The organism is Chitinimonas naiadis (assembly GCF_054780835.1).
In genome coordinates this window covers 583,935-606,922 of the sequence record NZ_BAAGVO010000007.1, presented here as the reverse complement: position 1 = coordinate 606,922, position 22,988 = coordinate 583,935, and the positions used below count along the sequence as shown (strand labels likewise).

Annotated in this window: 17 protein-coding genes; 12 read left to right on the top strand and 5 right to left on the bottom strand. The window is 58.6% G+C overall.

Translation table 11 applies throughout. From position 1 onward, the window contains the following. Positions 1-16: 16 nt before the first annotated feature. Positions 17-763, bottom strand: coding sequence for a class I SAM-dependent methyltransferase (locus tag ACYVHK_RS23040; protein ID WP_460537057.1), 747 nt, complete (start codon positions 761-763; stop codon positions 17-19). A gap of 239 nt (positions 764-1,002) precedes the next feature. Here ACYVHK_RS23040 and ACYVHK_RS23035 point away from each other — a divergent pair, with 239 nt between their 5' ends. Together ACYVHK_RS23035 and ACYVHK_RS23030 are read left to right on the top strand one after the other, a co-directional pair. Then, the gene (locus ACYVHK_RS23035; RefSeq protein WP_460537055.1) at positions 1,003-1,902 is read left to right on the top strand and encodes a transglycosylase SLT domain-containing protein; all 900 of its coding nucleotides are present in this window, start codon (positions 1,003-1,005) and stop codon (positions 1,900-1,902) included. Positions 1,903-1,961: 59 nt separating this feature from the next. Then, the gene (locus ACYVHK_RS23030; RefSeq protein ID WP_460537052.1) at positions 1,962-2,723 is read left to right on the top strand and encodes a S1C family serine protease; all 762 of its coding nucleotides are present in this window, start codon (positions 1,962-1,964) and stop codon (positions 2,721-2,723) included. A gap of 24 nt (positions 2,724-2,747) precedes the next feature. On the opposite strand, the gene ACYVHK_RS23025 is transcribed toward ACYVHK_RS23030, so the two are convergent. The 4 genes from ACYVHK_RS23025 to ACYVHK_RS23010 form a co-directional block, all read right to left on the bottom strand. After that, on the bottom strand, positions 2,748-3,872 hold the full coding sequence (locus ACYVHK_RS23025; RefSeq protein ID WP_460537050.1) for a nucleotidyltransferase domain-containing protein: 1,125 nt from the start codon (positions 3,870-3,872) through the stop codon (positions 2,748-2,750). Then, the gene (locus ACYVHK_RS23020) at positions 3,856-4,782 is read right to left on the bottom strand and encodes an HprK-related kinase A (RefSeq protein WP_460537047.1); all 927 of its coding nucleotides are present in this window, start codon (positions 4,780-4,782) and stop codon (positions 3,856-3,858) included. Before ACYVHK_RS23020 ends, ACYVHK_RS23025 begins: the two co-directional genes overlap by 17 nt. Then, positions 4,769-5,059: an HPr-rel-A system PqqD family peptide chaperone gene (locus ACYVHK_RS23015; RefSeq protein WP_460537045.1), complete on the bottom strand. Its 291-nt coding sequence runs from the start codon at positions 5,057-5,059 to the stop codon at positions 4,769-4,771. Before ACYVHK_RS23015 ends, ACYVHK_RS23020 begins: the two co-directional genes overlap by 14 nt. A gap of 104 nt (positions 5,060-5,163) precedes the next feature. Beyond that, entirely contained in the window at positions 5,164-5,742 is a 579-nt protein-coding gene (locus ACYVHK_RS23010; protein ID WP_460537044.1) for a hypothetical protein, read from the bottom strand. A 491-nt stretch (positions 5,743-6,233) separates the two neighbouring features. Between ACYVHK_RS23010 and ACYVHK_RS23005 the strand changes: the two genes are divergently transcribed. The 10 genes from ACYVHK_RS23005 (at position 6,234) to ACYVHK_RS22960 (ending at position 22,985) form a co-directional block, all read left to right on the top strand. Then, positions 6,234-7,019 carry a hypothetical protein gene (locus ACYVHK_RS23005; protein WP_460537042.1) on the top strand — a complete coding sequence of 262 codons (786 nt, stop codon included), beginning with the start codon at positions 6,234-6,236 and terminating at the stop codon, positions 7,017-7,019. Positions 7,020-7,452: 433 nt separating this feature from the next. Then, on the top strand, positions 7,453-9,522 hold the full coding sequence (locus ACYVHK_RS23000; RefSeq protein ID WP_460537040.1) for a hypothetical protein: 2,070 nt from the start codon (positions 7,453-7,455) through the stop codon (positions 9,520-9,522). A gap of 780 nt (positions 9,523-10,302) precedes the next feature. Then, entirely contained in the window at positions 10,303-11,376 is a 1,074-nt protein-coding gene (locus tag ACYVHK_RS22995; protein ID WP_460537037.1) for a TIGR03013 family XrtA/PEP-CTERM system glycosyltransferase, read from the top strand. Positions 11,377-11,436: 60 nt separating this feature from the next. Further along, positions 11,437-13,521, top strand: a complete 2,085-nt coding sequence (prsK, locus tag ACYVHK_RS22990) for an XrtA/PEP-CTERM system histidine kinase PrsK (protein WP_460537035.1) — start codon at positions 11,437-11,439, stop codon at positions 13,519-13,521. A 13-nt stretch (positions 13,522-13,534) separates the two neighbouring features. Continuing rightward, positions 13,535-14,893 carry a PEP-CTERM-box response regulator transcription factor gene (prsR, locus tag ACYVHK_RS22985; protein WP_460537033.1) on the top strand — a complete coding sequence of 453 codons (1,359 nt, stop codon included), beginning with the start codon at positions 13,535-13,537 and terminating at the stop codon, positions 14,891-14,893. 84 nt (positions 14,894-14,977) lie between these two features. Beyond that, positions 14,978-17,707 carry a tetratricopeptide repeat protein gene (prsT, locus tag ACYVHK_RS22980; protein WP_460537031.1) on the top strand — a complete coding sequence of 910 codons (2,730 nt, stop codon included), beginning with the start codon at positions 14,978-14,980 and terminating at the stop codon, positions 17,705-17,707. Positions 17,708-17,754: 47 nt separating this feature from the next. Next, a complete protein-coding gene (locus ACYVHK_RS22975) occupies positions 17,755-19,035 on the top strand; it encodes a nucleotide sugar dehydrogenase (RefSeq protein WP_460537029.1) in 1,281 nt (426 codons plus the stop codon). Then, positions 19,023-20,084 (top strand): SDR family oxidoreductase, encoded by a 1,062-nt coding sequence (locus ACYVHK_RS22970; protein WP_460537027.1) that lies wholly within the window; start codon positions 19,023-19,025, stop codon positions 20,082-20,084. Before ACYVHK_RS22975 ends, ACYVHK_RS22970 begins: the two co-directional genes overlap by 13 nt. A gap of 28 nt (positions 20,085-20,112) precedes the next feature. Continuing rightward, positions 20,113-21,552, top strand: a complete 1,440-nt coding sequence (locus ACYVHK_RS22965) for a mannose-1-phosphate guanylyltransferase/mannose-6-phosphate isomerase (RefSeq protein ID WP_460537025.1) — start codon at positions 20,113-20,115, stop codon at positions 21,550-21,552. A 65-nt stretch (positions 21,553-21,617) separates the two neighbouring features. Then, a complete protein-coding gene (locus ACYVHK_RS22960; RefSeq protein ID WP_460537023.1) occupies positions 21,618-22,985 on the top strand; it encodes a phosphohexomutase domain-containing protein in 1,368 nt (455 codons plus the stop codon). The last annotated feature ends 3 nt before the right edge of the window (positions 22,986-22,988 follow it).

Sequence of the window (22,988 nt, the reverse complement as noted above, 5' to 3'; positions counted from 1 at the left end):
AATGGGCTTGTTCGGCTTACCGTCTGACCAGGCAAAGATGAATCCAGTTGGCATGTGGCCGGACGAATGGCTGCTGTGCCTTGTGCGCCAGAAAGGCCGCTCGAGTAAGCACCTTCTGCCACAACATCCTTGTCGGAGGCTGCTTCAGCACGGCACCGCAATGAACACAGGGCTCCTGCTGAGAATAGGTACCGTAAGGATTGCCAGCCATCGTCATCAGGTAGGACGAGACCGCGTTGGTACGGACGCGTGTTACACCAACAAACGAACGCTTCGCAATATCGAAGCCAGGAAAAAGCTGCTTAAGCTTTTTCTCATCAAAACTGTTCACATGCCCCCAGGGCGGATTGATGCGGCCGCAGCTGTAGCAAGTCGTTTGAGCAACACGGATATCCTGCTTGAAAGGAACACCGATTACCACGCTGCGCCGCGCGACCCGGGCCAGTTCGCTACAGGCCTTCTCAAGCAGAGTCGACGGAATGTGCTCAAGTACTTCCGCACAAAATACCACCTCAAAATGCTCATCCGGGTAGGTCAGCGCGGTGGCATCTCCCTCCACGCACTCGATACGTTCATGGACAATGTCTGGCAGCGTAAGGTCCAGCGCGGTAACCCGTTCGCTACGCTCGGCCAGCAGCCGTGCAATAAAGCCGTCGCGAGCACCGACATCCAGCACCGTATCGATCGTCTCTGGCAACAGCGCCATCAGATCCGCTACGCGACGTTGCTCAACTTCGCTATTTCGATAGTCCGTCAAATCCATCGGCGACCTCATGAATCGAGCGTAAATACCCCACAATCATCTCCACCCCCTACTGGCGCACCAAGCGGGGAGAGTCACATATACTTTGATAGCAGGCATTCGGCGCCGCCACCTGACACTTGCAGGTTTGTGCTATCGCAGAATGCTGCAGTACGCCGAAAAGGACCGCTGGCGATGCACCTACACCCGGCAAAGACTTACCGCTGTAGCCACAAGGTCAATCGCAGGAGGCCAGGGTGATGGTTTTTGTCCGCGTCGGCCTCTACGGCTTGCTCTGCTGCCTATGTAGCGTCAGCGTTCTGGGACAGGACATCGAACGCCTGGCCCAGATGGAGAAGATACGCAGTGCTGCGCAAGCGCTGGAGCACGGTGAAGGCGTGCCCAAGGACAGCAAGCGCGCCGCGGAGCTTTATTGCGATGCGGCAAAGCTGGGGGACTCGGAAGCCCAGTTCAGCCTGGGCTGGATGTATGCCAATGGGCGGGGGCTGCCGCGGGATGATGAGCTGGCTGCCTACTATTTTGGCCTCGCTGCAGGGCAGGGCCACCAGCAAGCCTTGAGAATGCTGCGCTTTCTTGGGCATGTGGAACCCAGACAGCCGGAATGCATGCGCCCGGTCATGCCTCCCCAAGACAATAATGAAGTGAACGACGATGTGCTGGATATCCTGCTTGCCAGCACCGAGCCACAAAAGAAAATCATCGTCCTTGTCCAGCGACTCGCCCCCGAGTATGGCGTAAGCCCCCGACTGGCGATCGCAGTGATCAAGGCGGAGTCCAATTTCGACCCAGTCGCCATCTCCGACAAGAATGCGCAGGGTCTGATGCAATTGATCCCGGACACAGCCGCACGTTTCAATGTCACCAAACCCTTTGACCCCGAGCAGAATCTGCGTGGCGGACTATCCTACCTACGCTGGTTGCTGGCCTACTTTCAGGGCGACGTAGCACTGGTCGCAGCGGCCTATAACGCAGGGGAAGGCGCCGTCGAGCGATTCAAGGGCGTGCCGCCTTATCCCGAAACCCAAGGTTACGTAAAGCGCATCATCAGCCTCTACCGGCAAGGGGCACACCCTTACGACGCCGGCGTGACCGCACCTTCCCCCGAACTGCCGCGCTTCCGGCAGGACAAGAACCTATAACCTTGAACGCTTCAGGAGGTCGAATGCCAATCAGCCCATGCATCTTGTACAGGCATCTCATGCACATCATCGGCGTCCTGCTGCTGGTAGCACTTGCACCGCTATGTCGTGCGGCAGAAACATTACCGGACCTCATCGACAGGATAAAACCCTCCATCGTCGTGGTTGGCACCTACCAGAAGACGCGAAGCCCCGCCTTCATCATGCGAGGCACGGGTTTCGTTGTGGGTAACGGCAAGCAGGTTGTCACCAATGTGCACGTCGTGCCGCCACTGCTGGATATCGCCAATGGGGAAACCCTGGCCATACAGCTCGTTTCTGGCTATGCGGGGCAACAGATCAGGATAGGCAAGACCGAGGTACTGGATGAGCCCCGTGACCTTGCCCTGATAAAGATCGAAGGAGAAGGTCTGCCGGCACTGAAACTGATGGAAAAGGGCAGCAATGTCCGGGAAGGGCAGGCTATCGGGTTCATCGGCTTCCCCATTGGTGCAGCGCTAGGGCTAAGCCCGGTCACGCATCGCGGCATCATCTCCGCCATCACCCCCATCGTTCTGCCGAGCCCGACAGCGCAGCAGTTGAACGAAAAGATGATACGCAGGATCAAGACAGGCAGCTTCTCCGTATACCAGCTAGACGCCACAGCCTATCCTGGCAACAGCGGCGGCCCCTTGTTTGACCTGGAAAGCGGCGATGTCATCGGGATCATCAACATGGTGTTCGTCAAGAGCACGAAGGAAGCCGCGCTGTCCCAGCCTTCCGGCATCAGTTTTGCCGTACCTGCCCAGTATGTGGATGAACTATTGCAAAGCGCGCGCTGAGCGCTGCCGGACAAGTAGCCGAAATCAGTGGGCCGGGGCTTTCTCATTCGTATCGGCGCGCTCGTCCTTTACCGGCGGCTCGGACATCAAGGCCTTGCGGGTCAAGTGATAGAGCAGAAGCGGTAGGGGCATGCGCAGCCAGTGTGAGCGCACGTATAGCCACCATCTTGCCAGCGGCGTCCAACGATCAGCGCAGCTGGGGTGATTCGGCCGTAAGGCCCGCCGAAAGCAGGCGTCCATGACCAGCAGTTGCCAGGCAGGTGGCCGACCGCACTCGGCCAACGCCTGCATCACCGCCGGTGGCACCGGGGTCGCCAGTGTCTCGACGGCATAGCGCAAGGCGTAGAACAACGGTCGTGTCAGTCCCAGTACCTTGGCACGCGGCACTAGGCCTGGCCAGAAGGCATCGTCGGCGGCAAAGTGACGTAGCAGGCTATCCATGTCCAGCAGGTCGCGCAGGCCGTTATCCAGCTCACCTTCGTGGAAAAGATGCGTGGCACTGTGCAGGATCATATCTGCAGGCGCAAAGACGAAAACATCATCCCAGCCCTCGACCGGCACCACAGCGGCCAGCATGGCCTGCGAGTCGGCACGTATGCGTGCCGTCTCCGGCAGGATGGCGTGGTGGACATCAATCACCGTGCCACGCCGCACATGCTGCATGGGCGGTATTTCATGCATCCATTGCCGATAGTAGCGCTGGTCATAGGCATCATGGTGGCTGCTGATCCAGCCATGCAGCATCAGTGCCGACTCCACATCGGCGATTGCCGCCTTGGGTACCAGGATATCGACATCATTGAAGACGCGACCATCGGCCGCAGGCAGGCCCGCCGCAACATAGGCCGCACCTTTGAGCAATACCAGCGGCACACCTGTTTGTGCGAGCGCTGCGCGAATACAGGACACTTCCCAGCGAATGGCCGTTCCCTGCTGCAAGGCGATAGTTGCAGCAGATGCCAGATGCGGCGCCGCAGCGGGCAATACCTGCGTCGAACCGCCCCTTCTTTCCAGCAGATAAGCCAGCTTGGCCAACACGTTGGCACGGCGGGCTTGGCGTATCAGCAAGTCCCATTGTGCGGGTGCAAGCGTACCCAGGGATTCGGGCGCAAGGAAACTCTGCGGGACAAGATCAGACGGGGTCGGCATGGTGGGTGGGTATCAAGGTATCGAATGCGGCCATCGCTTCCTCCAGGTTGCCATAGGCAAACTCACTGCAATCACAGCGATCCACCAGGCCGGTCAGGGCAATGAAGCCCCGGCTGCCGTGTATGCCATAGTTGAATGCCTCGTCGGCCACGCGCAAGGCGGCGTGGGCCTTAGCCACCGGCGTAAAGGCTGCGGGTTCTCCGGCTTTATAGCGAGGAAATACGATCCGGGCCGGGATCGCCGGCTCGTGCACCCGCCGTACGCTTTCGGCCGGGGGGCGCAACAGCGCCACCGTCCCCTTGAGGGTGTCCTTGACGGGTGTCGTCATGGTCGCGTCGGGCTGGAACGCATTCATGACGTCGATAGATTGGTTCTTGAGGTTGATCGGCCTAGCCATACCTTGCACCAGGCCCGTTTCCATATTCAGAAGCGTTAGCTCATCGGACAATAACCGCCAGCCTCTACTGACCAATGCCGCACACAGCGTGCTTTTTCCCGAACCCGGTGGTGCCGGCATGATGATGGCCTGCCCCTGACGCTCGATCACGGCGGCGTGAATGATCAGAAACTGATGCGCGTGCGACGCGATGCACCAGTTCAGCCCCCATTCCAGCATGGGGTAGGCCTGATTCTGTGGCAGCGGCTTGAAGGCGGGCTTGCCATCGAAGTGGAAGATGACCTGCGGCCTGATCCAGCGGTGCAAACCGACGCCAGGCTGAACATCGATATGAAAATCGGCAAAGCCATCCTGCTCCAGAATGGGAAACTCGGCGTACATTCGGGACAGCTCGGTGGCGACCCATGGGAAGGGCGAACCTATCCGAACCACAAAGGGGGTGAGTTGCAAGCGCAAGGCCCCCTGGCGCAGGCGCAATGCAAGATCGGCAAGGGGGAGATCAGCGAGCTTCAAGTTCGGTCACGCGAACGAGGCCAATGCCACGCATATTCAGCAAGGCAGTATCGACAGCCAGGGCAGGGGACTGATCTTCAGGGAAGATGAACTCCTGATTCAACTGGGCCAACAGGCTTTCCAGATCGCACTCTGACTGCCCAAGATAGCGCACCAAAGCCGCTGCCAAAGGTTCAAGCAAGTGGGTGTCACCAGAATACGTATCGAACGCGAGCGCGTCTTCCTCCCACGCATGCAGGAGGAAGCGTCCAGAGGAATCCAGAGAGAAAAGCGCCATCAGTTCATCAAGTCAGGCATGGACATTGGAACCGATGATACACACCAGCTTGCGGCACACTCAATCGCGACGGCAAGCATGAGCAAGACAATGAGACTCCCGCCTCATTTTTGATAGGCTTTGCTCAGGTTCTTTGGCGTACCAAGCATCCAGGTTGCATCCAGATACTGCTGGATCTGCGTCTGGGTCCAGGTGGAACTGCTACCAAATGGCTTGTAAGTCAGTTTCGCCATGGACTGCAGGTCGGTCAAGGTCAGGCAGGCTGCCGGTACGTAATTCGCCTTAATGTTCAACGCCGCAGCGACCAAATCTTTCTGGAACTGGCTGGTCACCTGATTGATCTGCACATCCACACCGCCTGGGAACAACTTCCAGAACTTCATGGTCTTGCTGCAATTGAGCGGCATCGTGGTCGAAGGCAACATCCAGTCATCGTAGGACTTCGACGTACTGAACGCGAAGGCATTGCGATTAAGCTGGCTGCCGGTAAGCGAGCCGTGCGCAGAAGGTGATTTGCAGTGGCATGCCAGCACGGAAGGACTGGACAGTGTCAGTACTGCCGGGACCCCAACTGCCAAGCCTCCTTTGAGGAAGCGACGACGCGATTCAGCCGGAGCCGATGACTCAGGCAATCCCTTGCGCTCGGGCTTACTGGGATTCTCATCGGTATGGTTGATGCTCATGGAGTTCTACCTTGTTTGAAGCCGCATCTATCGGTCACTGCCAAACTGCCAGCTTACTTACCAGCAATCCAAGTCGTGTTCGACACGATACATTCAAATGATTAAGTCGTTGGGCACTGATCTGAAACGCACGCCATTACCCCGATCAAGCACGATCCATACCTCAACTCAAAAAAATAATGCAACTCATTGATTAAACTTGAATAAATGGTTTATTACATCTTGTAGGCCAGCCCTTAAAAAGGGCAAGTGTAAGAAAAGCCGACAGATCAAATCCGGCTATCGACACACTTGCTACCGATAGTTACACCAAATTGCAGTTTGAGGTAACGGCAAGCACGGCTCTATGTTATTTATAACGCCTGCCGCACCATCAAGCCAGCAATGGACAGTCGCCAGCATCAAGTTACAACGCTGCACGATGCCTGATGCAAACACGCCTTATCTACCGGCCACCCTATCCATCCAGGGTGCCATAGCGAAGGGCAGGGATGATGGGGATCTACCGGCCTTGTTCAACGGATTCTGCTTTTCGAAAGGCGTATGAAGTGGGAAGACTTTGGCAGTTTTTGGTCGTAATAGGGGCGCTGGGCAGCCCGGCTTTCGCATATGAAGAGTGCGGCCCGCTGGCGAATGCGTACGGCCCATTTGATTATCGTACCGAGCAGGACAAGATAGCCGTGGTCGAACAGTACCACTTCACCCCCGGCGTCGAGACACTCAAACGCGGTGCCACAGGTGTCATTGGCGCCGATCTGGACTACACGCTCCGCGCATCGCCCAATCATCATCGTGCGTTGATCGCGATGGTCAAGTGGGGAGAGAAGCTCAAGACCGAACGCCCTCCCGGTACCAACTACACCATTCGCTGCTATATAGATCGTGCCCTGAGGTTCCGCCCGGACGACGCCATGCCGCGCCTGATCCAAGCCAATTACCTCAGCAAGCACGGACAAAAGGCCGAAGCACTGAAGCAGCTCGAGGCCGCCAAGGAAACTGCAGGTGAAAGTGCCACGGTCAATATGTTGTACAACCTGGGTCTCGCCTATTTCGAGCTCGGCGAGTTTGACAAGGCGCTCGCCAACGCGCATCGCGCCTACCAACTCGGGTTTGGCCTGCCCGGACTGCGGACAAAGCTGCAAAAAGCCGGCAAATGGCGCGACCCGGAGCCTGTGAAGCCAAGCACCGACACTGCCACCCAGGCGCCGTCCGACGTGATCGATAGCACGGGAAAGACATCGCCCGAGCCCGCACAACCTCAAGCCCAGCCTCAGTAGCCCCCTCCTTCTGATCAAGGAGGGGATGTGGCGGGCAAGTGATCTGCAACCGTACCCAGTGACCATCCAGTCCATGCCAAAAAGTACGCAAGAACAGGTTTCAATGGCCAGCCGAATCCTGCATGTCGCGTTGGCCTTGCCGAGCCTGGGTCTGGGCGCTTTTCTCGCTTATCACTATCCCATAGCACCCTTTTGGATATTGGCGCTCTTCCTAGGCTGGTCATGCCTATCACTACTGCAGCCCAGAAGCTGGTTAGTCGTGATACCCGGCCTGCTGCCCTTGATCGGCTTCGCCCCCTGGACGGGATGGCTGACTTTCGAAGAGGTCGACCTACTGGTACTCGGGGCGGCGGCCGGGGGCTACCTGCGGCTTGCTTGCGCAAAGACAGCGGGCAACGGGACAAGCTCTGCATTCAGGACCCCACGCATCGCATTGCGGTCAAAGATTCTGCTGGGACTATTGCTGCTAAGCGGCGCTATCGCGCTGTACCGTGGGGTTATCGATGCGGGTGGCTGGCGTTTTGGCTGGCATCAGGGCTATGACGAACCGCTCAACAGCCTGCGACTCGGCAAATGCTTTCTGCTGGCCTTGCTCGTTAGCCCGTTACTCAAGCGCCAAGTAACACAAGACGGACCAACAACGCTCAAGCTGCTGTCAGGGGGGCTGGTAGTCGGGCTCACTGCGGCCTGCCTGGCTGCGCTATGGGAGCGCGCAGCGTTTCCCGGCGTACTGGACTTCTCCAGCGACTATCGGACTACCGCACTGTTCTGGGAAATGCATGTCGGCGGTGCGGCGCTTGATGGCTTTCTTGCGCTTACCTTACCTTTCGCGATTGGCGCCTTGCTGGCTGTCCGTGGACGCTTGCGCTGGCTGGCGCTGGCCGCAGTACTGTTACTTGCGACCTATGTTTGCCTGACCACCTTCTCACGCGGTGTGTACCTGGCGGTGGCCGTGACCCTTGGTGTGATTGCGTTCTGCCATCTCAAACAGCGAACCGGAAACAGACCCAGCCTTTCATCGCCGCATCTGATCGCTGGCGCACTACTGCTCTTGCTCATGGTGGCCGCCATGCAACTGGTATTTCAAAGCGGCGGCTACAGGGCGATGCTCGCCGTTCTTGCTGTCGTGATGATCACCTTGCCGCTCGGGCGTCTGGCGACCGGGGCAAGCCTGCGACATTGGCTCTCTGCATCAGCCCTGGCCATCCCGCTCGCAGCAATGGGCATCACACTGAGCGGCTTCATCAGCAAGGGCCCCTATCTACTGTTCGGCATAGTGTTCCTGCTCAGCCTGGGCAGCACGCTGGCGTGCTGGCGCGCCGACGGCAAGCGCAGCCTGATCATGGCCATGGCCATCTATCTTTGGCTGGTGCTACAGGCAGCGGGCGTTGCATGGCACTGGGGCGGCAATACGGCCTTGCAGCACAGCGGCATCATACTCGGCTCCATCTGCCTGCTACTGCTCTGGCAAGCACGTTCAGTCACGACAGCCTGGCCGGCAACCTTGCAGGCCCAGGGGGCCTTGTTCGGGGTGGTGATGCTGATATCAGGCACGATCGCGGTATTGAGTGGCGGCGGATATATGGCAGGACGCTTCTCCACCAGCGAGCGGGATATGGGTGGTCGGCTGCAGCACTGGAGCACCGGGCTCAGTTTGCTGCATGGCAATGCCGACTGGGCACTCGGCAAGGGATTCGGACGATTCCCGACCAACTACCTGTACGGCGCCGACGACAACGCCTTTCCTGGCAGCTATCGGGTCGCCGAGCAGGCTGGCAACGCCTATCTGGTTCTCGCCGGCCCACGTCATGTACTGGGCTTTGGCGAGCTATTCCGGATCTCGCAGCGCGTGCCCATCATTCATGACGGCGCCTATAGCGTCGCGCTTGATGTTCGCCTCAAGGAAGACGCCACCTTGCACCTGGAGGTGTGCGAGAAGCACCTGCTTTACAACGCTGGCTGCGCCTTGCAGTCCATTGCCCTCAAGGCAGCGGAGAACACCTGGCAGCCCTTATCGCTACGCCTCGACACCCAGAATCTATCGGGCGGCGAATGGTATGCCCCTCGGCTCGGCTTTTTCTCGATCGCCGTCGATACCCGCGGCAAAGTCATGGAAATCGATAACATCCAGTTGCAAGATGCCCGCGGGCGCTCCTTGCTGGCCAATGGCGACTTCAGCAGCGGTATGAAGCGCTGGTTCTTCACCAGCGATCGCCAGCATCTGCCATGGCACATAAAGAACCTGCTGCTCAATGTGCTGTTCGACCAGGGCCTGCTTGGTCTCTTGCTGTTCCTGGCGGTCCTGACCGCCGCCCTCTGGCGTCTGCTGGCAGGCGCAGCGCAGACCAATCCCATCGCCCCCTATCTTGGCGCAGCGCTTGTTGCGTTCATGGTGGTTGGCGCCTTCGACAGCCTGCTGGATGTACCCCGCCTGGCATTCTTGTTCTATGTCCTGCTGATCCTCGGGCTCTTTCTACCAGGAAAGCGCCCCAACCAAGCCTGAGCCCGGCAGTTGGATGTATAGACAATGCACCGATCCACCTCCCGCCATCCCGAGCCCCCCCTCTACTCATCACCAAGGGAGCGGACGAGGGGGAATGGCAGGGGAGGGTGGTTCAGGGCCGTTGCGCTTCAGCCCATCCTGCCCATTTAGGGGTTTCGGGAATTTTCACAAAACTTTATTCATTGAGCGCAAACCGCTCGACAGGCTTTCTTTAACCAAGTTACCCACAGAATGTTAGAGATGGCTAACGTTTTAATATTATCTACATATCTCGCCAATAATCTCTGGCATCGAAGCATATCAATGACTTGTTTCATTAGATTTATCTAATTAATTAATGCTTACACGTAGAATTCACCGGAAACAATGACTATGTCATAATGACCCTGCGTTCAGATACTTACTGACGCACCGCTTAGGTAATTCTTAACAAGAAATGAGCTTTGACGGATAACACTTGATGGCTATCATCGCTAGGAAATCACTGGATGATGGCGCAAGAAACCAGTGCAGCATCCAGTTGGCAGTAGAGAGCAGCAAGACAAGGCACAAATTATCAGTTTGGGTTTTTCGTCTTGCTCTTACCCCATATGGGGGATGGTAATTCAGCTAATAATCAGGGATAAATCGCTCGCTTTTTAAAAGCCGGGTATTTTAGATTATTAGCCAACAATGATTGTGGCCGTGATGGGAAATCTTGACTCTGTCTCACGTCAAACAACTTCGTCGCCGGAGAAGGTACATGCAAGGCTCGCTGCTTCATCCTTGAGCCGTGGCAATGTGAGCTTTCTGTCTCCGGCAGCAAAGACTCGTCCAAAACAATATGGTCGTCAGCATACTGCCGACACGACACCGGCCCAGCAGCCCTCGCGCGGCCTGCTCTCGCACCGGGTCATGATCTTCGGGGCCGGGGCAGAGGCAGAATCCGTCGGCAAAGTGCTTCGGAAATCCGATTCCGGCGTACAGATCGTCGGGTACTACCCAAGCCCCACCTGTACCGACATCCGCATACCTTCGCAAAATACGCTGTCGCGCGAAATGTCGCTCTCCGATACGGCCCATGCGCTCAAGGTGAACGAGATCATCGTCGCGGTGCGCGAACGGCGTGGCGGCATCCTGCCCTTGCGGGAATTGCTCGATTGCAAGCTATCCGGCATGCGCGTCCTGGACCTCGCCAGCTATTTCGAGCGCTCCCTTGGGCAAATTCGCATGGACTCGCTGAAGGCAGGCTGGCTGATTTTCGGTGATGGTTTCCGCCAAGGTTGGGCGCGTACCTTCGTCAAGCGCACCTTTGATATCGTCGCCTCCTGCATTCTGCTGGCCCTGTCACTACCTATCATGCTGATCACCGCCTTGCTGATCCTGCTTGAGGATGGCATGCCCATTCTGTATCGGCAGGAGCGGGTCGGCCTCGGTGGCCGCCTGTTCAATGTCATCAAGTTTCGCAGCATGCGCACGGATGCTGAACGGGATGGGCGCCCCCGCTGGGCGACTGCCAACGATGATCGGGTTACCCGCGTAGGCCGTGTAATCCGCAAGTTGCGGATCGATGAACTGCCCCAGCTATTCAGCGTACTGGCCGGTCATATGAGCCTGGTTGGCCCACGCCCCGAGCGCCCTTATTTTGTTGATCAGCTGACTCGCGACATTCCGTTCTATGCGGTGCGCCACAGCGTCAAGCCTGGTGTAACCGGCTGGGCACAGGTCAATTACCACTACGGAGCCTCGGTGGACGACTCCGTCCAGAAGCTCCAGTACGACTTGTACTACGTCAAGAACCATACGCTGCTGCTTGATCTGAATGTGCTGATCAAGACCGTGGGTGTGGTCCTGACGGGGAAGGGCGCTCAGTAACATGAGTGGCAGCTGTGGCGTCCTGCCGGATAGGGCGCTTATTCCTCGATGACAGCCAGCATGGCAATGATTGCGGCTTGGAGCTACGGGCTGACGGGTATCGTATACACCGTCTTCCTGGTTTATCTTATCGCCGTCGGACGCACCGGTTCACGTAGCGGCACGCTCACCCTCGCCGTGGGTATGTGCGCGTTATGGGGCATCGTCAGCCTGGCCTTTGTCGCCACCGGCCAGGTCATTTTTCTCGCAGGCAGCCTGCTCGCAGACGTATTCCGATTTGGCGCCTGGTTCCTATTTCTGCTGACCCTGCTCAAACCCGAGCCCATTGCAGGAGCCAGCACCTCTCCCAGACTGAAATGGATGGCGGTCACGGCCGTTGTACTGGTCGCCATCGGCGTGGCTGCCCAGGCCATGGTGTTGCTCAACAGGCAGCTCCTAGTATCGCCGCAACGGCTGGCACTGTTCGACTCCCTGGTCATGACGGTATTCGCACTGACACTGGTCGAGCAGCTGTTTCGCAACGTGCCGGCTGATCGTCGCTGGAGCATCAAACCGCTCTGCGTGGGTCTTGGCGGGGCCTTGCTATTCGATCTATATCTTTACTCTGATGCGCTGCTGTTCAACCGGCTGGACTGGGATGCGTTCAGCATTCGGGGATTCGTCCACGCCCTGGTCGTGCCGCTGCTCGCCATCTCCACCATACGCAGCCATAACTGGAAGGCCAGGGTCGTCCTCTCGCAACGCGCGGCCCTGCAGTCTGTGACCCTGCTTGCAGTGGGGGTCTACCTGCTGCTGATGGCGGCCGCCGGTTACTACGTACGCTACTTTGGTGGGGACTGGGGACGGGCACTGCAACTGGCTTTGCTGTTTTCGGCGCTCCTGATCCTGGGTGTACTGACCTTTTCTGGCTCCATGCGCGCAAAGCTGCGAGTACAGGTTGGCAAGCATTTCTTCAGCTACCGTTATGACTACAGGGAGGAGTGGCTCCGGTTTACCCAGACGCTGTCGTCCCAGGACGGCTTTTCGGAGATGGGCCGACATGTCGTCCGCGGCCTGGCAGACATGGTCGAAAGCCCGGCAGGAGCCTTGTGGTTGAAGGACCCCTCCGGGAGGTTCTTTGCGCAAGCGGCTTGCTGGAACATGGCGGTCTCGCCCTCTACCGAGGACGCCGACAGCTCCTTGTGCCAGTTCCTGATGGACAGTGGCTGGGTCATCAACCTGGAAGAATATCGCTCGGTACCGCGCCGCTATGAACAGCTGGACCTGCCAAGCTGGTTGGTCGAGGTGCCAAATGCCTGGCTGGTAGTACCTCTGGCGACCGGGAGTGAACTGATCGGGTTCGTGGTACTGACTACCGCGCGCACCCAGATTGACGTGAACTGGGAAGTCAACGATCTGTTGAAGACGGCAGGTAGGCAGGCGGGTGCCTTCCTGGGCCAGATGCAGGCGACGGAAGCGCTGCTGGAGGTCCGGAAATTTGACGCCTTCAACCGCATGTCGGCCTTCGTCGTACATGACCTGAAGAATGTGGTGGCGCAGTTGTCCTTGATGCTGAAGAACGCGGAACGGCACCGGGAAAACCCAGAGTTCCAGCAGGACATGCTCATGACGGTCCAGCACTCCGTGGAGCGCATGCGGCAGTTGATGATGCAACTGAGAGATGGCGCCACCCCGGTTGATAGTGCCAGAGGGATTGATCTGGGTGACGTGATCCGTCGTATACAGACCGCCAAGGCGGGGCAGGGTCGTGAAGTTGAGGTCGAACTGCGCGACAAGGTCGTCGCAAAGGGTCATGAAGACCGGGTCGAGCGGGTTATCGGGCATATTGTCCAGAATGCGCTGGATGCGACGGAGAATGGCGGGCGGGTCTGGGTCAAGCTGGACAAGCAGGCCGACCAGGCGTTGATCGAAGTCGGTGACAGCGGACACGGCATGACACCTGAATTTGTCCGCGAACGCTTGTTCCGTCCCTTCCAGACGACCAAGCCAGCAGGCATGGGCATCGGTGCCTACGAGAGTTTTCAATATGTTCAAGAGCTAGGCGGCAAGGTGTCCGTCGATAGCGCCATCAACGTTGGCACCCAGGTCAGCCTGCTGTTGCCCTTGTTTGATATGGATGCAGGCCTGAACTCAAATATGCAGTGAATGGGGAGTTGGAGTGAGTGCCGAAAAACTACGTTCTTTGCTGATAGTGGAAGACGATCCGTCGCTACAGAAGCAAATCCGTTGGGCGTTTGACCAGTATGAAACACTGACTGCCAACGACAGGGAGAGTGCGCTTGCTCAGGTTAAGCGGAACATGCCCCCCGTCGTGACCATGGACCTTGGGCTGCCGCCGGATGCCGACTCGGTCTCGGAGGGTTTCAAGCTGCTTGAGCAGATCCTGTCCATATCTCCGGATACCAAGGTCATTGTCCTGACGGGCCAGAACGACCGTGCGAACGCCTTGCGGGCCATCGGGCTGGGCGCCTACGATTTTTTTGCCAAGCCTTTTGAAGTGGAATTGCTGGCGCTCACGATCGAGCGCGCTTTCCGGCTTTACGACCTGCAACAGGAAAACCGTCGCCTGCAGCAGATGCAGCAGCCGGATGTGCTATCCGGTTTGATCACCAAGGATCCTGAACTGCTGCGCGTATGTCGGACGATCGAAAAAGTCTCGGTCAGCAATGCGACAGTCCTGCTATTGGGCGAGAGTGGCACCGGTAAGGAATTGCTGGCACGAGCTGCACACGATGCTTCCTCGCGCAGTGCGGAACGCTTTGTCGCCATCAACTGCGCCGCCATTCCGGACAACCTGCTGGAAAGCGAGTTGTTCGGCTATGAAAAGGGGGCGTTTACCGGCGCGGCCAAGACGACCCCGGGCAAGATAGAAACCGCCCATCGCGGTACGCTGATGCTTGATGAAATCGGTGACTTGCCGCACGGGCTGCAAGCGAAGCTGCTGCGGTTCCTGCAGGAGCGGGTGATCGAACGCGTAGGGGGGCGGCAGGAGATTCCTGTCGATGTCCGTATTGTCTGTGCAACCCACCAGGATCTGAAAGTACTGATCAAGGAGGGGCGCTTCCGGGAAGACCTTTACTACCGCCTGGCCGAGATCGTGGTGAACATTCCGCCGCTACGCGCCCGCCAGGGTGATGCGACCTTGTTGGCGCATGCCTTTGTCCGACGCTTCGCGACCGAGCAAAAACGCGGTGCGATGAGCCTGCGTGAAGACGCCGTACGCTCTATCGAGGCCTATCCCTGGCCCGGCAATGTCCGGGAGCTGGAAAACTGTATCAAACGTGCAGTGATCATGGCCGACGGCAACCAGATCACGGTGGAAGACATCGGCCTTGCGGTACCGGAGTCCGACGAGACTGCCCTGCTGGACCTGCGGCAAGCAAGGGATGACGCCGAAAAGCGCGTCGTGATCACTGCGTTGGGACGCGTGGATGGAAATATCGTCAAGGCCGCAGAGTTGCTCGGCGTGAGCCGCCCCACCCTATATGACCTGATGCATCGCTTTGGCTTGAAGTAAGTAAACGACCTGACTGCCGTCATTTCTAGACCTGGGATAACCGTGACTAATTCGAATAATGTAAAACACGTAGCCGTATCTGCATTGCTTGCCGTCCTGCTGCTGCAAGGTTGCAGTGGCGAGAAACCAGAGGTCCTGCTCGCTTCGGCCAAGGACTACCTGGCGAAGAATGACAGCAAGGCTGCCGTGATCCAGCTTAAGAATGCCTTGCAAACCAGCCCCGATCTAGCCGAAGCAAGATTCCTGCTGGGCAAGGCCCTGCTGGAAGGGGGAGATGCCGCTACCGCAGAGGTGGAGCTGCGCAAGGCCCAGGACCTGAAGTATCCGCCTGACCAGGTTGTTCCGCTGCTAGCACGCGCCTTGCTGGCCAAGGGTGAAGCCAAGAAGGTGATCGACGACATGGCCCCGGTCGTCTTGAGCACCCCGGAGAGCAAGGCTGACCTGCAGGTCTCCGTAGGCCAGGCCTATTTCCTGCAGGGCAATCTCGACGGCGCCAGGCAGTCCTTTGATAACGCATTGGCAACCAAGCCAGGCTTTCCAATTGCCCTGGTCAGCCAGGCTCGGCTCGCTGCATCGAATAAGGACTTCCCCACCGCAATGGGCTTGGTGGACAAGGCCATTGAAGGTAACGCCAAGTTGCAGGAAGCCTGGCAGCTAAAGGGGGACATCTTGGTCGCCCAGGGCAAGATGGACGACGCGATTGCGATCTATCGCAAGGCACTGGAAGCCAGGCCCGACTCCCTGCCTGCCAATGCGGCGCTGATTCTGCGCCTGATGGAAAACGGGAAGATCGCCGAGGCGGAAAAGCAGCTGGAGACGCTGAAGAAGACAGCAGCCAAACACCCGCAGACCCTGTACCTGGAGGCATCACTGGCCTACCAGAAGAAGAACTACCCGGCTGCACGGGATTCGATACAGCAGGTACTCAAGCTGACGCCGGAGAACCCGCTGGCCTTGCAACTGGCAGGCGCGATCGAATACAAGCTCAAGGCCTACCCTCAGGCCGAAGCCAATCTTTTGAAGGCGCTCGCAGTCCTGCCGGACCTCGATATGGCACGCGGCATGCTGATCATGAGCTACCTGCAAAGTGGCCAGGCAGCCAAGGCCGCAGAAGCGCTTGAGCCCATGCTTGGCAAGATCGAGAACAACTCCAATATGCTCGCCCTGGCAGGCCAGGTCTTCATGCAGAATGGCAATGCCGACAAGGCCGAGAGCTATTTTGCCAAGGCTGCGGCACTGGACCCAAACAGCAAGGAAAAACGTACCTCGGTCGCGGTATCGAAGATTGCCCAGGGCAATAGCGATGCGGCCTTCCGGGAGCTGGAGCAGGTCGCTGAAGCGGACCAGGGCACCAATGCAGACCTCGCTTTGATCAATGCCCACCTGCGCCGCAAGGAGTTTGAAAAGGCACTGAAGGCGGTTGCCGGACTCGAAAAGAAGCAACCCGGCAGCGCCATTGCCAAGAACCTGCGCGGAACCGTGCAGCTTGGGATGCGGGACCGAGCGGCAGCACGCGCCAGTTTCGAGGAGGCTCTCAAGCTTGACCCCCTGTACTTCCCTGCTGCAGCCAATCTCGCCAATCTGGATATTGCCGACAAGAAGCCGGACGACGCGCGCAAGCGCTTCGAGAGCATCACCGCCAAAGACCCCAAGAACGTCCAGGCCCTGCTTGCGACGGCAGAGCTGAGTGCCCGTTTTGGCGGCAAACCAGAGGACATTACCGGGCTGATCGGCAAAGCCATCGTGGCCGACCCTGCGGCACTTCCGCCACGTCTTGCGCTGATCGGCTATTACCTGCGCCTCAAGGACTCGAAGAAAGCCTTGTCGGCTGCACAGGACGCACTCGCAGTTCAACCGGACCGCCCTGAATTGCTGGATGCAGCAGGCCGGGCCCAGCTTGCCGCAGGCGACAGGAACCAGGCGCTATCGAGCTACAACAAACTGGCCAGCTTGCAACCCAAGTCTCCGCAGCCCTATCTGCACATGGCCGAGGTACAACTGGCCGACAAGAACAAGGAAGGCGCACTGCAAAGCCTGCGCAAGGCCTTGACGATCCAGCCCGATCTTGTCGACGCCCAGCGTGGCGTGATCCTGCTCGAGCTGGATACCGGCCGTGCCGACAAGGCATTCGAGGAAGCCCGCAAGGTGCAGCAGCAACGACCCAAGGAATCCGTCGGCTACATGCTGGAGGGGGACGTTCATGTACTGAGGAAGGCTTGGCCGGAAGCCGCAGCGGCCTACCGGGCAGGGCTCAAGCAGGTAGCCAGCACGGACCTGGCGGTACGCCTTCACTCGACCCTGCAAAGCAGCGTGCCGGCGGAAGCGAACAAGTTTGCCGAAAGCTGGATCAAGGATCATCCCAAGGATGGCCAGTTCAAGCTTTACCTCGCAGAAGCTGCGACCAAGCAGAAAGACTATGTCGGCTCGGTCAAGTACTACCGCACTCTGCTCGAAACACAACCGGAAAACGCCCTGTTGCTGAACAACCTGGCCTGGGCAGCTGCACAGGCCAAGGACCCCAAGGCGCTGGAGTACGCAGAAAAGGCCTACAAGCTGGCCCCGGAACAACCGGCCGTACTCGACACGCTTGGCGTATTGCTCTCCGACAAGGGTGATATGAAGCGAGGCCTGGAACTCTTGCGCAAAGCCGTGTCACTGGCTCCGCAAGCACCGCAGCTGCGCCTGAATCTTGCCAAGGCACTCATACAGGCAGGGCAGCGGGATGAGGCAAAGAAGGAACTGGATACCTTGGCCAAGCTGGGTGACAAATCACCGTACCAGGCTGAAGTAGCGCAGCTGCAAAAGAGCCTGTAGGCCTCGCTGCGTTGGATACAAAAACTGAGAAAAGAGAAGAGGGTTTCATGACAACAGTTGCAGTCGTAGGTTTGGGATACGTGGGTCTGCCCCTGGCAGTCGAATTCGGCAAAAAAGCTCGCACGATCGGCTTCGATCTGTCGGCGCAGAAAATTGCGCAGTATCGACAATTCGTCGACCCCACCGGGGAAGTCAGCACCGAAGAGCTGAAGGCAGCAGCCTATCTTGAAGTGGGTAGCGACCCGGAAGCACTGGGGCAGGCGGACTTCATCATCGTCGCCGTACCAACCCCGGTGGACGAGGCGCACCAGCCTGATTTCAAACCGCTGATCGGGGCATCCCAATCGGTTGGCAAGCACCTGAAGCGCGGTGCAACCGTGGTCTTTGAATCCACCGTCTATCCTGGGGCCACCGAAGAAATCTGTATCCCGATCATCGAGAAGAATTCGGGCCTGAAGTGGAAGCAGGATTTCTTCGTCGGCTATTCGCCCGAGCGCATCAATCCGGGCGACAAGGAACGGACGCTGACCAAGATCGTCAAGGTCGTCTCCGGCGACACACCGGAGACGCTGGAACGCGTCGCCGAGGTATATAGCAGCGTAGTAACCGCAGGCGTTTACCGTGCCTCCAGTATCAAGGTTGCCGAAGCGGCCAAGGTAATCGAGAACACTCAGCGCGACCTGAACATCGCATTGATGAACGAACTGGCCATCATCTTCGATCGCGTCGGTATCGATACCCTTGAGGTACTGCAGGCTGCAGGCAGCAAATGGAACTTCCTGCCGTTCCGGCCGGGTCTGGTGGGCGGGCACTGCATTGGTGTCGACCCTTATTATCTGACCCACAAGGCGGAGATGCTGGGTTACCACCCGGAAGTGATTACTGCAGGCCGTCGAATCAATGACGGCATGGGTAAGTACATCGCCGAACAGACGATCAAGCATCTAGTGCGCAATGGCTGGCAGGTCAGGAACGCGCCGGTGATTGTCTTCGGCCTGACGTTCAAGGAAGACTGCCCGGACCTGCGTAACTCGCGAGTGATCGACGTAATTCGCGAGCTGCAATCCTATGGCACCCAGGTCATCGTGCACGATCCGGTGGCAGATCCGGAGGAAGCTATTCATGAGTACGGCATCCCGCTGACGCCCTGGGAGGAACTGCCCAAGGCCGCTGCCATTGTTGCCGCGGTTTCGCACAAGCAATTCAAGGCCCGGCCGCTTGCTGACTACATTGGCAAACTGCAGGAGCATGGCGTGTTCACGGATGTGAAGAGCGTGTTCGATGTCGCCCAGCTGACTGCGCAGGGAGTAACGGTATGGCGTCTGTAATCGGCTCGGCTTCGACTTTTGGCCAGGTCAGCGACCGCTTGCGTACGCAACCGGCTTGCTGGCTGGTGACCGGCAGCGCGGGCTTCATCGGTTCCCACCTGATCGAAACCTTGCTGAAGCTCGATCAAACCGTGGTTGGGCTTGATAACTTCTCGACCGGTTATCAGCGCAATCTGGATGAAGTCCGACAGCGACTCACGCCGGGGCAGTGGGCACGCTTCCAGTTTATCGAGGCCGACATCCGCGATCTTGATGCCTGCCGCGAGGCTGCGCGCGGCGCGGACTATGTGCTGCACCAGGCGGCGCTCGGATCGGTAACCCGTTCCATCGAAGATCCCCTCATCAGCAACGCGTCCAATATCGACGGCTTCCTGAACATGCTGGTAGCCGCCAGGGATGCCGGCGTGCGGCGCTTTGTCTATGCGGCTTCAAGCTCGACTTACGGCGATCATCCCGGCCTGCCCAAGGTCGAAGACGCCATTGGCAAGCCCTTGTCGCCCTACGCCGTGACCAAGCTCGTGAACGAGCTGTATGCCGATGTATTCGGTCGTTGCTACGGCTTCGGCTCCATCGGTCTGCGCTACTTCAATATCTTCGGTGCCCGCCAGGACCCTGAAGGGGCCTATGCGGCGGTGATCCCTTGCTGGGTGAGGGCCATGCTGCTGGGCGAGAAAGTCGCCATCAACGGTGACGGCGAGACCAGCCGTGATTTCTGCTACGTCGACAATGCGGTGCAAGCCAATATCCTGGCCGCCACCAGTACCGACGAGGCCGCCATCAACCAGGTCTACAACATCGCCGTCAATGACCGGACCTCGTTGAACCAGTTGTTCCAGATACTCCGGGATTCACTGGCAGAGTCGCTGCCTGATCTGGCATCGCTGCAACCGGTCTATCAGGATTTCCGGGCTGGGGACGTACGTCACTCGCAGGCAGACATCGGCAAGGCACAGCGCTTACTGGGCTATGTGCCCAGCCACCGCCTGAGCGATGGCGTACGGGAGGCAATGCCTTGGTACAAAGCCCATTTCGAAGCCGCCTTGCGCTAGGAGCGCCCTACCCTTGGGATTTGAGACCATGCAGACCCTGGTTCCGGTTGTACTCTCAGGTGGCTCAGGAACACGGCTCTGGCCACTGTCGAGAGAGAAATACCCCAAGCAGCTTCTCCCCCTCATCGGGGAGGACTCCCTGCTGCAGGCAACGCTGCGACGCGTGGACGGCATCAGTGGCGTCACGCTTGCCAAGCCCATTGTCGTCTGCAATGAAGAGTACCGATTTGTCATTGCGGAGCAGCTGCGCCTGCTTAACAAGACCGGCAGCATCGTTCTGGAACCCGCCGGTCGTAATACGGCACCCGCCCTGACACTGGCGGCCCTGGCGGCGGTACGGGATGGCCAGGACCCGGTACTGCTCGTCATGCCGTCCGATCACGTCATCACCGATACGGTTGCCTTTCAGCAGGTGGTGCAAGCGGGTACGGAAATGGCGGCGCGTGGATATGTCGTCACCTTTGGCATCACCCCCGACAGTCCCGAGACCGGCTACGGCTATATCCAGACGGGTGTAGCCCATGGTACGGGCGGGGCTTGCCTGATTTCGCGCTTTGTCGAGAAACCAGATCAGGCCACGGCGCAATCCTATCTGGATGCTGGCAATTTCCTGTGGAACAGCGGCCTGTTCATGATGCAGGCCTCCGTCTGGCTGGCTGCACTCGGCAAATGTCGGCCGGATATCCTGGCAGCCTGCCAGGCCGCCTGGTCCGAGTTGACCCCGGATGGCGACTTTATCCGGGTGGACAAGCCTGCGTTCACGCAGTGCCCCAGCGACTCCATCGACTATGCCGTCATGGAGCGGATCGCCACCGGACAGGAAGCATTGCCTCCGGCCGTCGTGATTCCCTTCTCGGGCGGCTGGTCCGATGTCGGCGCCTGGGATGCACTCTGGCAGGTATTGCCCAAGGACGAGCAGGGCAATGTCAGCCGTGGCGACGTCTTTCTACACAACAGCAGCAACACCCTCGCGATCTCGGAAGGCCGTTTGCTCGCCTGCGTCGGCGTCGCGGACCTCGTCGTCGTGGAAACGGCCGATGCCGTACTGGTTGCCCACAAGGACAAGACGCAGGATGTGAAGGCCGTCGTCGAACACCTGAAAAAGACGGGCAGGGCGGAAGGCTTGTCGCATCGCAAGGTATTCCGCCCCTGGGGCTGGTATGACAGTGTGGACGCAGGCGAACGATTCCAGGTCAAACGGATTGTGGTGAAGCCGGGCGGAACATTGTCATTGCAGATGCATCACCATCGCGCGGAGCACTGGGTGGTGGTGCGCGGTACGGCCCGTGTCACCCGCGGCGAGAGTGATTTCCTGGTTTCGGAGAACGAATCCACCTTCATCCCGCTCGGGACCAAGCATCGCCTGGAAAACCCCGGTCGCGTGCCGCTCGAAATGATCGAGGTGCAGTCAGGTTCCTACCTGGGCGAGGACGATATCATTCGTTTCGAAGATGTTTATGGACGCTAGGGCGTCGTCCGGCGAGCGTTTCCTGCTCGCCGGCAATCACGTTTGATTCATTCCGGTAGAGATTGATGACACTCAGTTGCTTCAAAGCCTATGACATACGTGGCAAGCTCGGCACCGAACTGAACGAGGACGTTGCCTACCGGATCGGTCGTGCATATGCCCTGTACCTGCAAGCCAGGCGAGTGATCATCGGTGGAGATATCCGGCTCAGCAGCGAATCCTTGAAGGCCGCACTGGCCGAAGGCTTGCGTGATGGCGGCGCCGATGTCGTCGACATTGGCATGGTCGGCACCGAGGAAATCTATTTCGCAGCGTTCCACCTGGAATGCGATGGCGGCATCGAAGTCACCGCCAGTCACAATCCTATCGATTACAACGGGATGAAGCTGGTCAGGCGCAATGCAGAGCCCATCAGTGGCGATACCGGTCTGAAGGCCATCCAGGCACTGGCGGAGGCGGGTGACTTCCCGGCAGTGTCCCATCGCGGCGTCTACATGTACCAATCCATCCTGGATGCCTATGTCGAGCACCTGCTGGGCTATGTCGACCTGCGCGCAATCAAGCCCACGCAGTTGGTCGTGAACGCAGGCAATGGTGCGGCGGGACATGTGATCGATGCGCTCGAAGCCAGGCTGGTCCAGCAAGGCATACCGATCCGTTTCATCAAGCTGCATCACGCGCCTGACGGTACATTTCCCAACGGCATTCCCAATCCCCTGCTGCCAGAGAACCGGGGAGTAACGGCGGAGGCGGTGCGAGCGCATCAGGCGGACATGGGTATCGCCTGGGATGGTGATTTCGATCGCTGCTTCCTGTTCGACGAGCAGGGCAACTTTGTCGAGGGCTACTACATCGTCGGCCTGCTGGCAGAGGTGTTCCTGGCCAAGCACCCGGGTGAGAAGATCATTCATGATCCGAGACTCACCTGGAACACGATCGATGTCGTCGAACAGGCGAAGGGCGTACCCGTACAGTCCAAGACAGGCCATGCCTTCATCAAGGAACGCATGCGGGCGGAGAACGCCATCTACGGCGGAGAAATGAGCGCCCATCACTACTTCCGGGATTTTGCCTACTGCGACAGCGGCATGATTCCCTGGCTGCTGGTGACCGAGCTGCTTTCCCGGCGAGGACAGCCCTTGTCCCAACTGTTGCAGGCTCGTATCGATGCCTACCCATGTAGTGGTGAAATCAACTACCAGGTACGGGATGCGGCCACCGCCATCGAAGGCGTCCGACAACACTACGCCGCATTGCAGCCACTTGAGGAGCGCGTGGACGGTTTGAGCCTGACCTTTGCGGATTGGCGCCTCAACCTACGGGCGTCCAATACCGAGCCATTGCTGCGCCTGAATGTCGAAAGCAGGGGAAATCCCGCGCTGGTTCAACAGCGTGTGAGCGAAATCGAATCCCTGATCCAACCTGACCGCTGATAG